The 15740-nt window shown below is 58.5% G+C and carries 11 protein-coding genes; 6 read left to right on the forward strand and 5 right to left on the reverse strand.

What is annotated here, in order from left to right:
- Window positions 1-116: 116 nt before the first annotated feature.
- A complete protein-coding gene (locus HGSM_RS08235) occupies window positions 117-1613 on the reverse strand; it encodes a hypothetical protein (protein ID WP_154646287.1) in 1497 nt (498 codons plus the stop codon).
- 27 nt (window positions 1614-1640) lie between these two features.
- Here HGSM_RS08235 and HGSM_RS08240 point away from each other — a divergent pair, with 27 nt between their 5' ends.
- Window positions 1641-2018, forward strand: a complete 378-nt coding sequence (locus HGSM_RS08240) for a zinc ribbon domain-containing protein YjdM (protein ID WP_019148273.1) — start codon at window positions 1641-1643, stop codon at window positions 2016-2018.
- 167 nt (window positions 2019-2185) lie between these two features.
- Complete coding sequence (locus tag HGSM_RS08245; protein ID WP_019148274.1) at window positions 2186-4234, forward strand: ABC transporter ATP-binding protein; 2049 nt, start codon at window positions 2186-2188, stop codon at window positions 4232-4234.
- Between the two features lie 95 nt (window positions 4235-4329).
- Here the strand turns inward: HGSM_RS08245 and HGSM_RS08250 are convergent, their stop codons facing one another.
- The 3 genes from HGSM_RS08250 to HGSM_RS08260 all read right to left on the reverse strand — a co-directional run bounded on the left by HGSM_RS08250 (window position 4330) and on the right by HGSM_RS08260 (window position 7867).
- Window positions 4330-5052: a lysoplasmalogenase gene (locus HGSM_RS08250; RefSeq protein ID WP_019148275.1), complete on the reverse strand. Its 723-nt coding sequence runs from the start codon at window positions 5050-5052 to the stop codon at window positions 4330-4332.
- Window positions 5053-5208: 156 nt separating this feature from the next.
- Window positions 5209-5562, reverse strand: coding sequence for a YciI family protein (locus tag HGSM_RS08255; RefSeq protein WP_019148276.1), 354 nt, complete (start codon window positions 5560-5562; stop codon window positions 5209-5211).
- Window positions 5563-5755: 193 nt separating this feature from the next.
- Window positions 5756-7867: an NAD(P)/FAD-dependent oxidoreductase gene (locus tag HGSM_RS08260; RefSeq protein ID WP_040594900.1), complete on the reverse strand. Its 2112-nt coding sequence runs from the start codon at window positions 7865-7867 to the stop codon at window positions 5756-5758.
- Window positions 7868-8501: 634 nt separating this feature from the next.
- On the opposite strand from HGSM_RS08260, the gene HGSM_RS08265 reads away from it, so the two are divergent.
- The 3 genes from HGSM_RS08265 (at window position 8502) to HGSM_RS08275 (ending at window position 13166) form a co-directional block, all read left to right on the forward strand.
- Window positions 8502-10325, forward strand: a complete 1824-nt coding sequence (locus HGSM_RS08265) for an ABC transporter family substrate-binding protein (protein WP_019148278.1) — start codon at window positions 8502-8504, stop codon at window positions 10323-10325.
- A gap of 178 nt (window positions 10326-10503) precedes the next feature.
- Window positions 10504-12039 (forward strand): ABC transporter permease, encoded by a 1536-nt coding sequence (locus HGSM_RS08270; protein WP_019148279.1) that lies wholly within the window; start codon window positions 10504-10506, stop codon window positions 12037-12039.
- Window positions 12036-13166, forward strand: coding sequence for an ABC transporter permease (locus HGSM_RS08275; RefSeq protein ID WP_019148280.1), 1131 nt, complete (start codon window positions 12036-12038; stop codon window positions 13164-13166). Before HGSM_RS08270 ends, HGSM_RS08275 begins: the two co-directional genes overlap by 4 nt.
- A 17-nt stretch (window positions 13167-13183) precedes the next feature.
- Here HGSM_RS08275 and HGSM_RS08280 read toward each other — a convergent pair whose 3' ends face one another.
- Window positions 13184-13714 carry a hypothetical protein gene (locus HGSM_RS08280; protein ID WP_019148281.1) on the reverse strand — a complete coding sequence of 177 codons (531 nt, stop codon included), beginning with the start codon at window positions 13712-13714 and terminating at the stop codon, window positions 13184-13186.
- 84 nt (window positions 13715-13798) lie between these two features.
- On the opposite strand from HGSM_RS08280, the gene HGSM_RS08285 reads away from it, so the two are divergent.
- The gene (locus HGSM_RS08285; RefSeq protein ID WP_019148282.1) at window positions 13799-15502 is read left to right on the forward strand and encodes an ABC transporter ATP-binding protein; all 1704 of its coding nucleotides are present in this window, start codon (window positions 13799-13801) and stop codon (window positions 15500-15502) included.
- Window positions 15503-15740: the final 238 nt, after the last annotated feature.

Genomic DNA, 15740 nt, shown 5'->3' on the forward strand with positions numbered 1-15740 from the left:
CTAGAGAGATGCTCCTCACAGGATTGCACTGTATTACCCTGCGAGCATTGCGAACGTCCCGATTCAGCGGGATCGGACACGCGCAATACCGTGCGTCGGGCCCCTCGGCCACCAAGTTACCGGGATCGCCGATTCTTGAGCCGGATCTTGGTCCACACCCACATCGACGCAACGCCATCGATCAGCATCGAACCGCCCACCACAAAGCCAACTACCTTGATCCAGGTCCGATCAAACGGACCGATTCCCAGCACTCCAAGCACAACCAGTGCCGCGCCCGCGGCAAGTAGCGCTAGGTTCAGCACGAGCCCCAGTGCCGGACGGTCAAAGTCGATTCGCCGAGCACGCGAAACCCATGAATCGTCTGATGGTCGCTCGGACAACGACGGCAGATCGATCAACTGGTTGAACACCTTGCCCTTTTCCACGTGCACAGCGTTGGGCAGAGATGCGGGGTCCCCTCCTGCTCCGAAGGCCGCGATGGCTTCTGCGGGTACGCCGAGAACCTTGAGAACCTCCGCTGCATCCACTGCGCGGTCCTTTGCGGTGAGTAGGCTGGTCAACGCCTCGGTGTTGGCCTCATCAAGTCCGAGTTCGTCAGCAAGTGCAATCGCCTGCACGCGTTCGTCGTTGTCACGCGTTACATCCGCGGCTTCATACCGCATCTCCGCCAGTCGGGCGTCCTGCGCGATTAACGCCGCGGCAACGACATCGTCCCCCTCGCCTCCGGAGTTCGGAGCAATTGGAGTAAAGTCCACGTCGTAATGGCGGAAGTCAGATAGGAGCCACACGTGCGCTGGTTCGCTCAACGCGGCGAGCTTACGTAGTCCCTTTGCCGTGGACTTGTGCACAGAGTGCCAGCTGAGCTCAGTGAAGTCACCTTGAGTGAAATCGAGGATTGGCCTGTGATCAACCCAGACGGGTTCCTCATCGATGCCCTGCATTGCGTAGCCGATTGCCACCTCGCGTCCGCCTGTGAGAGTCACTGCCGCCACCGTCACGGGGCTCTTCACGTCTCGTGCTAGTTCGTGTGCGAGCGAAGTGAGAGATGGGTTGGCAATCCCTCCCAGCGACATGGCCTCCCCGTAGATCACGAACAGGTGCGGATTGGATGCCTCGTGATCGACCCCATCCTCGTAGTCATGGTCACCCAGCCCAACCTCGCCCTCCTGATGGCCCTCAGGCTCGACGTATGCGTGAAGGTCAACCTCCCAGTTGTCAGCGGCAATTGTAATCGAATGCGCATTGGCGATCTCCTGCAGAAACCCCTCGATGTCCTCGACTAACTGCGCGCCGTCCGTGGTTCGCACGACCAGAGAAGTCTCCTCGGTGACACCATCTAGTTCCGCCAGAACCTGTGCATTAACAAGCTCTAGGGAACTCGAGGTCCAATCAATTACTCCATACAGTCCAGAGTCTTGGAGGACCTGCGAGATGCGCTGAACAGTAGCGTCCTTTGTCTCAATAGTGAATTCAAGCCAGACGCGCATTAGTTTCCCCTCAAAGTTTTTGGCACGAAGTCCCAGCGTACACAACTCATTGCCTGAACGCCCTGCTATTTCACCAAGGCGGTCCCACGAGCGCGTAGCCGGGCCCACGTATGCTGTAGCCACGTCCCCATCCCACAAAGGAGCTGGCCCATGTCCGCATCACTTCCACCCTGCCCACAGTGCCAGAGCGAGTTCACCTACGAAATGGGCGGGCTCCTCGTCTGCCCAATGTGCGCGCACGAATGGTCAGCTGATGCGGTTACTGGCGCAGAGGCAACCCACGCCGATGCCAACTCCGAGCCCGTCATAAAAGACTCCGTGGGCAACGTACTCGAAGACGGCGACACCGTGACCGTGGTCAAGGACCTCAAGGTCAAAGGCGGGGGAGGTGGCACAGTCAAGGTGGGCACCAAGGTGCGCGGCATCCGCCTCGCTCCCGGCGGCCCCGACGGCCACGACATCGACGCCAAGGTCCCCGGCTTCGGCCAGATGCAATTGAAATCCTCCGTGGTCAAGAAGGTCTTGTGAGCTGACCTCCGGTCACCTCCAAGATTCTCGACGATCCACCTCCTCCCAGCACCACCCCACCACATCCGGTGGTGCGCTGGGAGCCCGCGGGAATCGTCGATAATCGGGTTAATTTCCAGCGTTTACGCTGGTGGAAAAGGCCCCGATGTTACGCTGACAAAATGAGTATGGGTGGCGGCCGCGGTGGCGGCGGAGGCGGTTTCAGGGGCGTCGATGAGGCGGCACAGCGCAAGCTGAATGCGCAGGCCCCCAAGATTGCTGGACTCGGAAAGCGCGTTGTGGGGCTCTTCAGCGCCTACCGCGGAAGACTCCTGGCCACAGCGGCACTTGTTATTGTCGGCGCGGCAATCGCCGTCATTCCACCGCTGATCGTCCAGCGCATCTTCGACGACGCGCTGTTCCCCACCACTGGGGGAGTAGATACATCGCTCCTGATCAAACTCGTACTCGCAATGGTCGGGCTGTTCCTTCTGTCGGCGCTGCTGGGAGTCGCGCAGACGTGGCTCACTGCGACTGTGGGAAACCGTGTTACCGGCGACCTGCGCGTCAAGCTCTTCGAGCATCTACAGTCCATGGAGCTGGGCTTCTTTACTCGCACCAAGACTGGTGTTATTCAGTCCAGGCTGCAAAACGACGTTGGCGGGGTGTCTGGCGTCCTGACCAACACGGTGACCAGCATTCTTGGCAACGTGGTCACGGTGATTGCATCGCTCGTGGCGATGATCCTGATCGACTGGCGGCTCACGCTCATCGCCATCGTGCTCATGCCATTCCTTATTGTTGTGCAGCGCAAGGTGGGTCAGGTCAGAGCGAGGATTGCGGGGGAAACCCAGGAATCCCTGTCCGAGTTGACCTCAATCACGCAGGAGACGCTCAGCGTTTCGGGCATGCTCCTGTCCAAGTCGTTCAATCGCCAGCAGACGGAGTCCGAACGCTACAAGGCCGAGAACCTCAACCAGGTGCACCTCCAGGTCAAACGGGCAATGAGCGGCCAGGGTTTCTTTGCCGTGGTCCAGGTGCTCATGGCGAGTGTCCCCGCGGTCATCTACCTGGTGTCCGGATATCTCATCACCGGGGGAGCGGACACAATCACTGCTGGAACCGTGGTTGCGTTCACCACTGTTCAGGCCAGGCTGCTTCAGCCACTCATGGGCCTTATGCGCGTCTCGCTCGACTTACAGACCTCGTCCGCGTTGTTCGCCCGGATCTTTGAGTACCTAGATTTGGTCCCAGCGATCTCCGATGCCCCGGGAGCGATCTCCGTGAACCAGGCGCCCGGTCCCCGCGGCCAGGTCGAGTTCCAAGACGTGGTCTTCAGATACCCGGACGCGGCGCCGGACGCACCCGCGACCCTCAAGGGGATCTCTTTTGTGGCCGAGCCCGGACAACACGTTGCGTTCGTTGGCCCCTCTGGCGCGGGTAAGACCACGGTCCTCTACCTAGCACCTCGCCTGTATGGCGCGAACGGAGGCGTAGTGAAGTTCTCGGGCGCCGATGTCACTACGCTGACGCAAGACTCGATCATCGACAACGTTGGAATCGTCTCCCAAGAGACCTACCTCTTCCACGCCACGATCCGCGAGAACCTCTTGTATGCCAAGCCCGGCGCCACGGAAGAGGAGATGATCGCAGCCTGCACCTCAGCCAACATCCACCACATTATCTCCGGTTTCGAGGACGGCTATGACACCGTAGTGGGTGAGCGCGGCTACCGACTTTCCGGCGGTGAAAAGCAGCGCATTGCCATCGCTAGGGTTCTACTCAAGGACCCAGCAGTGCTGTTGCTCGATGAGGCGACCTCCGCACTTGACACAGTGTCAGAGCGAGTCGTCCAAGAAGCGTTGGACGAGGCATCCAAGGGCCGCACCACGATCTCGATCGCGCACCGGCTTTCCACAGTCATGGGCGCCGACATCATCCATGTCATCGAGGCCGGCAAGATCGTGGAGTCCGGAACCCACAACGAACTCCTCGCTCTAGATGGGTTGTACGCGGAGCTTGCCGCACAGCAGGTGGCCGCATCCAAGGTCCTCGAGACCTCCGTAGCAATCGACTCGGTCGTCTCGGGCGGGCTGCCCAAGTCCCACCCTGAGCGCCGTGCAGACCGCGCGCCAGCCGGGTCCGCTGCCGCGGACGCCGTGGCAGCGATTGTCACGTCGCTTCCGCTGTTCGGCCTGCCAGATTCTGAGGGCAGGATCTACCCTGGAGACCACTGACCCGCGGGTCAGAATTTGATTCCCGACGATTGACGCTGGTACCGCACGCACGTTGCGGAACCAGCGTCAATCGTCGTTTATTAGGTGTGCATCCGTCAGGATGCGGTTTCTCCCGACGTGACTGCGCTGGAACGAGCATGCGTGACGAACGCGTAAGCGAGGATCGCCTGCGCGGCAATGTATGTGAGCATTACCAAGAATCCGTGCTGAGGAAGCAGAAAGTCACTGAACGAGCGGGACGCGATCAGGCCGTCAGACAGGAAGAAGAGCGCGCCGCCGAGTGCTGCGACCGGGCCCAGGCCAGTGGACAGGACCGCCATGGTCAGGAGCGTGAGCCCGTAGAAGATCACGGGCACTAGGAGTGAACCAGCGTTCGGTGCGCACATCGCGATGAGCAGGCCAAAAAACGCGATGTAGGGGAGAAGCAGCACAGGCTTGCGCAGGACTGAATGCGAGCGGTGCGGCCACAGAGCCACAATGAACACCACCTGAGCGATGAGGAAGAACCCAACCATTGCAAGGAAACCTGGGTCACCGTGCAGGAAGCGGGGGACGGTGTCACCCAACCACGAGAAGAACAAGGACACCAGGAGCAATCGGACAAGCAGTGAGCGCGGGGAGGTGGTGGCGAGCACAACCGTGAGCGCAAGTGCGGGCATCAGAAAGACCTGCGTGACATTGTTAAGGACGTCGAGGCCGAACAGCTGGGACGCAAGGTGAATGGTGGCGATCGCGATGAAGGCGGCGCCAGCCCACGGCCACGGGCGACGATCACTGAGAGTGGGAGCGAGGGCGGAGCTGGGTAGGGAGTCGGGCACGGAACCTCATATCAACGCTGAAATGGGTGGACCGCCAGAGTATATCGGCGCGCGAGTAGGCGGGGTCAAGGGGCCGGGGTAGGCGTATGGGGCGGGAGTGGGGCCGGGGCTGGGGCAGGCCTCAGGATTGGGTCGGGCATCAAGGCGGAGCCAGACTCAGGATTCGGGCACGGCGTCCATGTCGATCCCGAACGCGCGCAACTCCTGCGGGCATCTGCACGCAACCGCAACCTTAGCCGCCCAGTACTCGGCGTCCTTGCGGGTGGGGACATCGATGATTGTCATGCCGCCGTTGAGGCCTGCTGTCTCCGGGTTGGAATGCGCTGAGACCGTGCCGTCTTGGCTCACCACCGTGGCGGGCTGTTGGTCGTCGAGCCCCTCCGCGAACACGTAGATGCCCGCAGCCTTGATCTCGTCGACGATGGCGTTTGCTGCGGCCGCTACGACAGGAAACTCATCCGCAGTCAGGACCATTGCAGAGGAAGGAAAGGAAATGAGGAACATAGGCATGGTGGGACTCCTAGGTGAACGGGTGCGTCTCGTTATGACCCGTAATGCAGCCCAGCCCTTTGCTATGGAACCGGAAGTGTCAGCCCAATCGACTCTGAAACGCACAAACGCGAGAACGGTTCGGACAATTATCATCCGAACCGTTCTCGCGTGCATATTATGTGACGGCCATGCGCGGACCGCTTTGCGGGGCTTAGAGCTCCGTTGCAACCTTCCACGACGAGTGGATTGCGCCGTGAATGTAGTTGACCTCGTTGGCGTCACCAACAACATCCACCGAAACACCCTCAGCGCGGAGCGCATCAGCGAGTGGCGATGCCGAGGTGGTGCCGTCAGCGTAGACCACGGTCGATGCGGGTGCGGAGAAGGTCTCTCCGCCCTCGGTCCACTCAACGGTGTTCTTGGTGATGCGGGTAACCTTCACGTTGCGGTGAATCTTCACACCGTGCTCAACGGTGTCGTGTACTGCAGTCCAGCGACGTGGCATAGCGAGTGGCAGACCAAGCTGCTGAGACTCGTGCAGGAGGGTAACGCGGCGACCACGCTCGGCAAGGAACTCTGAGAGTTCGAGGCCAACCAGCGAACCACCAATCACAACGATGTCCTTACCCATAGGGAGGAACATCTTGGTGATCTGACGAACCATTCCTGGGCTCTTGGTCATGCCGGAGAGACGGCCAACCTTGCCGAGGGTAGACATAACAATGCCGGCCTCTTCAGCGGTCGCAGTTCCCAGCATCATTGCGCGCAGGGTGTCACCGGTCTGAACGTTTGGCAGGTCACCACCAGGAATGTCTGGCTTTGGACGAACCGCACCGGTTGCAACGATGACGTGGTCAGCCTTGAGCGACTTGATCACCTCAGGAGTTGCCAAGGTGTTGAGCTTGACGTCAATACGAAGGCGCTTGACCTCGGACTTGAGCCAGTTCAGCAGGCGCTCGTTATCAGGAGTGGTCATGGTGGAGAACCACATGGTTCCGCCCATGCGGTCAGCCTTGTCCACAACGGTGACGCGGTGGCCACGCTCGGTGAGGACGCGTGCGCTCTCGAGGCCGGAAGGGCCAGCACCAACAACAACAACGTGCTTGGAGTTTGAGGTTGAGCGCAGTGGCAGAACCTTTTCGTTGCCCAGTGCAGGGTTAACTGCACAGAATGGGGTGTCGTCAAAGAAGTTCTCGGTGACACACAGGTAGCAGTTGATGCATGGACGAACCTGGTCAAACTTGCCCTCACGGAGCTTGTTTGGCAGTTCTGGGTCAGCGAGGAGCTGGCGGCCCATTGCGGCGAAGTCAACCTTGCCTGCAGCAATTGCCTTCTCAGAGATCTCAGGAAGCATACGGCCAACTGCGATCACTGGGATGGAAACGTGCTTCTTGATCTCAGCAGCGTTCTCCAAGTAGGCGCCAACCTTGTTAGGGAGGGGGCCATCGGTGAAGTTGTCGAACGGGTTGCGTCCCCAGCCGGTGACGTGGATTGCGTCAGCGCCGGCCTTCTCAAACAGAACCGATGCTTCGGTCGACTCAGCCAGGGTTAGTGCACCTTCCTGACCGTACTCTTCACCGGAGACGCGCACGAGGATTGCGATGCGGTCGCCAACGCGCTGCTTCACTGCGCTGATGACCTCACATGCAAGGCGTGCACGGTTCTCGAGGGAGCCGCCGTACTCGTCGGTGCGCTTGTTGTCGCGCTGGTTCAGGAACACACCGAGGATGTAGCCGTGAGCTACGTGGATCTCGAGTGCGTCAGCACCGGACTTGGCTACGCGCTCAGCGGCGTCGGCCCAGTCGGAGATGAGCTTGGCAATGTCGTTCTTATCCATTGCCTTGTAAGTGATCTGCTTGCCTGCAGTTGCAGCGCCCATCTTGCGGAGCTCTTCAGGAGTGGAGTCCGCGAGAGCCGCCATTGAGTAGCTGTAGTCCGGCTGGTTTGGTGCAAGAACCGGACGGTCGTTGGCAACGTCCACGCGGGCGACCTTGCCGTGGTGAGTGGACTGGATGCACAGCTTGCTGCCAGCAGCGTGAATCGCGTCCGCAAGGGCCTTGAGTCCCGGAATGAACTTGTCGTCCGAAAGTCCAGGCTCCTTCATCGAAGCCGCACCGTACGGGAAGTCGATGGCGCATGCGCCAGTGATGATAAGACCCGCGCCACCCTTGGCACGTGCGACATAATGGTCAATTTCGGTCTGTTCAACCTCACCGTGCTCGGAAACGTTCATGTCCATTGCTGGAAGAACAATACGATTCGATGTCTCCATTGGGCCGATCTTGCCGGCAGACATCAGATGAGGGAATCTCTTTGTGCTCATTTCATCAGACTAACGTCCCAGAGACATCAAAGATGGCCCAAATGTCGAGACGTGACGGACGGATCATTTTTGCTATGGCTCTGCGCCAGCTGATCATTTTTGCTCCTCGAGGGTGTTATAGCAGGTCAGACTGCGTTTCTTGCGGTCTTTCAATTGATGCCCCAGTCGTCGACGTGTGCGAGTGCACAGGGTGACGATCGCGATACGCGGATGCGCGCGCGACGTTGGCTCCTGCAGCTGTCGACGCTTGCTGGAAGCGTTTGACGGGAAATATCACGATGTGAGATCCATGACGCGTGATCGTCTAGGGGGCATAAGTCCCTAAAATCTAAACGGATATTTCGCGCTAATACGGCATTGGCACACTCTATTTTGCCTCGATGCGCAGCACTTTGTCGCGCTCAAACGGCGAAATTAAGCCAAAGTCGCGACTGCTGTCCACATATTGAGAACTCTGTTTCTCAGGTTACCGCTCGGTATCACTTCGATAACGATGTATGTGATAGCCCGAATTTGGTATCTCAAGAGGGTTAAACGTCTGTACCTTTCTAGGTAAGCACTGGGAGTTGCAGCATCGGAGTGTCTACATCTGACACAAACGGTTCCGATGCCTCCCTTCCTTCAAGGAGGAAAATTGAAGATCAAGAAGTGGGCCCCGCTGGCCGCACTCGTTGGCGCCACCCTGGCACTGGGCGCATGCTCGACCCCTGCCCCAGGGGACGACAATCCAACCACCGAGGGAACCTCGGCATCTGCTGGTCCAACTGAGGTACGCGTCGGCTGGAACCAGCCAATGTACTCGGCTAACCAGAACACTGACCACGGTAACGCCACCGCCAACGCAGTCATCAACTACATGACTCAGGCCGGCTTCAACTACTACGACAAGGACCTGAAGCTCGTTCCAGACACGTCCTTCGGTTCGTACGAGAAGCTCTCCGACGACCCACTGCAGGTCAAGTACACCCTCTCCGAGAACGCAAAGTGGTCTGACGGCACCCCAATCGACGCCGCTGACCTCGTCCTCGCATGGGCAGGCCTTTCTTCGAACCTGAACGACAAGGTTGAGACTGACGAGGAGACCGGTGAGGTCATCGTTGGTGAGAACGAAGTGTTCTTTGCTTCAGGTTCCCCAGGAACCGCGCTCATCAAGGACGTTCCTGAGATCGGCGAAGACGGCAAGTCCGTCACCGTTACCTACACCAAGCCTTTCGCTGACTGGGAGACCGCTTTCGGTGTAACCATGCCAGCACACGCAACCGCTAAGCTTGCAGGCCTAGGCGATGACGCCACTGCAAACAAGGCTGCTGTCATCAAGGCAATCCAGGACAACGACCGTGCGACCCTTGCCAAGATTGCAAACGCATGGCGCACCGGCTTCGACTTCACCTCGACGCCAACTGCAGACCAGAACTTCGCTTCCGGTCCATACATCATCACTGAGTACACTGAGAATCAGTCGATCATCCTCGAGAAGAACGCTCAGTACACAGGTGACCACGCGGGCAAGATCGACAAGATCATCGTTCGCTACTCTGAGGACCCACAGGCTCAGGTTCAGGCATTCCAGAACGGTGAGCTGGACATGCTCGCCCCACAGGCTACTGCTGACACCCTGACCCAGCTCCAGGCTCTCGGCGACAAGGTTGAGATCCAGACCGGTGTTGACGGCACCTACGAGCACGTCGACATGGTCCAGGACAACGGCGGTCCATTCGACCCAGAGTCCTACGGTGGAGACGCAGAGAAGGCCAAGAAGGTTCGCCAGGCATTCCTGCTGACCATCCCACGCCAGGCAATTGTTGACCAGCTGATCAAGCCGCTCAACCCTAACGCTGAGACCCGTGACTCCTTCATCCTCCTCTCGGACGACCCTAACTACGAGAAGATGGTCGCCGAGAACGGCTCGGACTTCTACAAGGAAACTGACATTGAGAAGGCAAAGTCCCTCCTCAAGGAAGCTGGCGTAGAGAAGGTTGACGTTCGCTTCCTCTACGGCAAGTCCAACGTTCGTCGTGCGAACGAGTTCGTTCTGATCCAGGAGTCCGCTGCTAAGGCCGGCTTCAACGTCATTGACGGTGGAAACGACGACTGGGGAACCATGCTCTCCACCGCACAGGACAAGTACGACGCAGCACTCTTCGGATGGCAGTCCACCTCGACCGCTGTGACGGAGTCTGACGCTAACTTCCGTACCGGTGGCCTGAACAACTTCTACGGCTACTCGAACAAGACCGTTGACGGCCTGTTCGACCAGCTGCAGACTGAGACCGACCCAGCCAAGCAGGCTCAGATTCAGATCGACGTTGAAAAGCACCTGTGGGCCGACGCCTTCGGTACCACGATCTTCCAGTTCCCAGCAGTTAACGCTTGGAACTCCAAGATCACCGGTGTTTCCCCAATTTCGATCAGCCCAACCATCTTCTCCGAGTTCTGGAACTGGGAGATCGCTGGTTGAGAATCGCAGGCCTAAGGTCTGAACAACCGCGGTAATCGCGTAGTTTAACTGTGGCGCCAGAGCTGGCTTCAGCTCTGGCGCCTCAGTGCGATGTTTGAGTTTCCCAATCACCGGGTAAACTTGAGCGGTAATTCGCTTGCGGACAGGCCGGAATGGTCGCCGCTGGAGAGGTCAATTCATGTACAACTTCATCTTTAGACGAGCGCTTTCGTCTCTGGGTGTGCTGCTTGTCGCAACATTCTTGATCTATGTGCTGGTTGATATCGCTATCGACCCACTTCAAGACTTGCTGCAGAGCACCGCACCCAACAAGGAAGCGCTCATTGCCGCCCGAGTCCAGCAGTTGCAGCTGGACGTTCCATCGCCGGTCCGTTACCTCGGATGGCTTGGGGGCGTAGCTGGATGCTTTATCGGAAAGTGTGACCTCGGCGTTGCATGGACCACCAACCAACAGGTTACGGACATCCTCGTTTCCTCCATCGGCGTGACGATCAAGCTGGTAACCCTGGCTACCGTTGTTGCAATGATCCTCGGCATCACTGTCGGTGTGGTTTCCGCACTGCGTCAGTACACCGGGTTTGACTACACGATGATCTTCATCTCCTTCCTGCTTTACTCGCTCCCAAGCTTCTGGGTCGCTGTACTCATGAAGCAGTGGGGAGCAATCGGATTTAACGACTTCCTCGCCAACCCTGAGCTGAGCATCGGAGTCATCCTCCTTATTGGAGTGGTTGCGGGCATAATCTGGCAGGCCATTTTCTCTGGTGACCTCAAACGCCGACTCATTGTCTTTGGATCGGCATTTGCGGTGACCTCGGGTGTCCTGTGGTACATGATCGCAACGGACTGGTTCCGTAAGCCGTCGCTTGGCCCAATCGTGATTCTGCTGACGGGTGTCGGCATTGCGTTCGCGCTGACCGCCATCATGGCTGGCCTGCGAAACAGGAAGGCGCTCTACGCAGCCGTTTCCACGGCAGTGCTCATCGCTGCCCTGTGGTACCCAATGCAGTTCGCATTCCACGGTGCCAATGCCGGAATCGTGTTCGGCCTCCTCGTTGCTGTGGTTGCCGGGGGTGTACTTATTGGTTGGCTCTGGGGCGGTTACGACCGCGCCGTTTCGATGCGAATCTCCGCGCTGGTTGCTCTACTTGGGTTTGGACTTCTGTTTGCTGACCGAGTCATGCAGGCTTGGGTTCCTTACTTCAACTCGAGTGCAATCAATGGTCGGCCCATCGCAACGATCGGTTCTGAGACTCCTGGTCTGAAGGGTTCCTTCTGGACCACTCAGCTCGACTCGTACACCCACCTGATTCTTCCAACCCTCGTACTTGTTCTAGTCTCTTTCGCCGCGTACACGCGTTACTCGCGTGCCTCGATGCTTGAGGTCATGAACCAGGATTACGTGCGAACAGCGCGTGCCAAGGGCCTTTCAGAGCGAGTCGTAGTGGTTCGCCACGCATTCCGTAACTCCCTGATCCCACTCGCTACGATCATTCCGCTCGACTTTGCTGGAATTCTCGGTGGTGCTGTTATCACGGAGAAGATCTTTGGCTGGCGAGGCATGGGAACCATGTTCCTTTCGGGTCTGCAGAAGAGCGAGATCGACCCAGTGATGGCCTACGTTCTTGTGATTGGCTTTGTCGCAATCGTCGCGAACTTCTTGGCGGACCTGCTGTACGCCGTACTGGACCCAAGGATTCGAGTGAACGCATGAGCGAGAACATGAGTAACACAGAAGAAACTCGCGCTGAGAATGAACTCGAGCTCCGCGAGGTTGCTGGACTGTCCCAGGGGCAGATCGTCCGCAAGCGGTTCTTCCGCCACAAGGCGGCAATGATCTCCCTGATCGTGCTGGCCGCAGTCATCCTCCTTGCAGTGACCTCCATTGGTTGGGGACCACTGCCAGGATGGTGGAAGTTCGGCTACAAGGAAACCGGTGCGTTGACTCTGCCTGGTGGACGCCCAACCCTGCAGCTGTGGGGCGAGGGCGGCTTCCAGATCGGAGACCACCCATTTGGTCAGGACGAGCTTGGACGTGACAACTTTGCTCGCGTCATGCGTGGAATCCAGACCTCGCTCACGGTCATGTTCATCGTGGCTACGGTTTCGACTGCTATTGGTATCCTCATTGGTGCGATTGCAGGCTTCTTCCGCGGCTGGCTGGACACTCTGCTGATGCGTTTCACTGAGCTCTTCATCGTGGTTCCTGTGCTTATCACGGGTGCTGTTCTTGGAAAGCTCTACGGTTCACCAACTCCAGTAATTCTGGCAATTGCTCTGGGTCTGTTGAACTGGACGGGCTTGGCGCGTCTTGTGCGTGCAGAGTTTCTTTCGCTGCGTGAGCGGGAGTTTGTCGAGGCGGCACGTGTTGCCGGAGCCTCGAACACTCGCATCATCTTCAAGCACATGCTGCCAAACACGATCGCTGTCATCATCGTGAACTCCACGCTGATGCTCAGCTCGGCTGTTCTGCTTGAGACGTCGCTGTCTTACCTGGGCTTTGGTATCCAGGCTCCAGAGGTCTCTCTGGGTAACCTCATCTCCGAATACCAGTCGGCGTTCGCTACGCGTCCATGGCTGTTCTGGTGGGCTGGTCTGTTCATCGTCACCATCGCATTGTGCGTCAACTTCATTGGTGACGGTCTGCGAGACGCGTTTGACCCACGCCAGCGTCGCGTTCCTACGGTTCGCGCACTGCGCAAGGCGGAGCTCAAGGCTCAGCTTGGCGCTCCTGAGGCTACCCCGACGGGAATCGCTGTGGACACCCTCGAGGCAGATCGACCTGTGGTCGACCGCCTCGAGAGTGAAGGCGACTCGGACGGCAAGGACTCGAAGAACTGATGGTCTCCGAGGGCGCGCTACGTGAAGAGCGTGATCAGGAAGGCAAGGGCGGTCGCCGAGATGGCAACCAGTCCGGCAATGTTCCTGGTTACTGTGACCGGCGCGCCCTCGGGGCGAATGTCATTGAGGTATCCGGCAGCGGAGAGCGCTTCCAAGCGGTTGTCGCTGAACTTCTTCACCTCCCCGGCAAGGCCAAGGTCGTTTCGTTTGTTCGCAATGGTTGCGGCGTAGGAGCTGTGCTTCATGCCATCAACTGTTTGGACATTGAACGAACCGTGAATCTCGGTGGACTCAATTGCCGGCCAGGGAAGCATCGTGGTTTTGAGCGGATTGGCAAGCAATATGCCACCATCCGAGACCTCCACGTAAGGGCGGAAGTAGAAGAGGACAACAACAGTCGCTGCAAATATGCAGCCTGTGATGACGCGCAAACGGACGGAACCGGAGGTTCCCACTGTGGCACTAATCGCGATGAACGCGAGAAGTACCCACAGTGCGTAGGCGAGTACTCGGCTAAACGTTGGACGGAAAATCTCTGTAGGGCCCATAATTCAATTTTGACAGTGCGCTCGGGTATTGCAGCACACGACGCTCGCAACCGGGCGACTGTACTTGGAAGGAAGTGATTGTCCGTGACTTCAGACAACGCGCAATCGCACGAACTAACTAAGAATGAACCGATCCTTGAGGTCAATGACCTCACCGTCGAGTTCTGGGTTGATGGTGATTGGTTCACCGCAGCAAAGGACATTAGCTACGAGGTGTACCCAGGTGAGGTCCTCGCAATCGTAGGAGAGTCTGGTTCTGGCAAGACCCAGTCCTCCATGTCGTTGCTTGGACTCCTTCCACCAAACGGTCGCTCTAAGGGAAGCGCAAAGCTTCACGGACGTGAGCTTGTTGGCCTGAGCCACAGCCAGCTTCGTCACCTGCGCGGTAACGAAATGGCCGTCATCTTCCAGGAACCGATGACTGCGATGAACCCGGTGTACACCATCGGTTTCCAGATCATCGAGACTCTGCGCACTCACACGGAAATGAGCCCCAAGCAGGCTCGTGCCCGCGCGCTCGAGCTCCTCACCATGGTGGAGATTCCTAACCCAGAGATCGCGCTGGACAAGTACCCTCACCAGCTCTCTGGTGGTCAGCGTCAGCGTGCGATGATCGCACAGGCGCTGGCACTTAACCCCAAGATGCTTATCGCCGATGAGCCAACCACGGCACTTGACGTGACGGTTCAGGCTGAGATCCTCAAGCTCATGCGCGACCTTCGCCACAAGTTTGAGTCCGGCATCGTGCTGATCACGCACGACATGGGTGTTGTTGCCGACATGGCTGACCGCATCCTCGTCATGCGCAATGGTGAGATCGTCGAGCGGGGTACCTCGCACGAGATCTTCAACAACCCACAGCACCCGTACACTCGCCAGTTGCTGGACGCTGTCCCGCACCTGGGACAGTTCACGGTGAACGATGTCGACCCAGTGGTTCCTGTGACCTACAAGGACGAGGACCTCGTTCTTGACGCACGAGACCTGGTGGTCGAGTACCCGAAGCGCGGACGCGTACCTGCAGTTCGCGCCGTGGACGGTATCTCCTTCAACATCGCTCGCGGTGAGGTTGTGGGTCTCGTAGGTGAGTCTGGTTCAGGTAAGACAACCGTTGGCCGCGCGGCGATCGGTCTGCTTCCTGTTGCTGGCGGCTCGCTCAAGATTGACGGCGTCGAGATGAAGGGGATCTCTTCAAAGAACCTCCTCGCTGTCCGCAACGACGTCTCGATCGTGTTCCAGGACCCGGGTTCGTCCTTGAACCCACGTCTCCCAGTCGGTGAGTCGATCGGTGAGCCTCTGCTCCTGCACAAGCTTGCAAAGGGTGCTGGTCTCCAGAAGCGCATTGAGGAACTGCTCGACCAGGTTGAACTGCCACGTGCCATGCGTAACCGTTACCCCCACGAACTTTCGGGTGGTCAGCGTCAACGCGTAGGTATCGCACGTGCTCTGTCCCTGAGCCCTAAGCTGCTCATCGCGGACGAGCCTACGTCGGCACTTGACGTTTCCGTGCAGGCCAAGGTTCTCGACCTCTTCCTTGACCTGCAGCGCGAGCACGGCTTTGCCTGCCTGTTCATCTCTCACGACCTTGCGGTTGTGGAAATGCTGGCGTCACGCATCGCAGTCATGCGTCACGGAAAGATGGCTGAGTTCGGAACCCGCAAGTCGGTTCTGGAGAATCCAGTGGATGACTACACCAAGCGGCTTCTGGCAGCGGTTCCGGTTCCGGACCCGGATGCTCAGCAGCAGCGTCGTCTGACCCGCGATAAGCTCTTCGAACAGAACGCGTGAGTCTTGCACTCAACAGTGCAGGCACACACAGCATAGATTGACCCAAAGGTGGGCCGCCCATTAGGGCGGTCCATCTTTGCGTTCTCCCACGTGATCGCCCTCGTGACAGGTGTGTGAGGGAGAACATGTAGCGCCCAACTGGGGGCCGGGCGGTAATATTGCATAGGCCATCGTATGAAACGCCCGTAATTGACTGAGTGCGAACCTAGAGTTTGCGCCGTCCACGATGCGCCACACG

Source organism: Timonella senegalensis JC301 (assembly GCF_000312125.1).
In the GTDB taxonomy this organism is placed as follows: domain Bacteria; phylum Actinomycetota; class Actinomycetes; order Actinomycetales; family Cellulomonadaceae; genus Timonella; species Timonella senegalensis.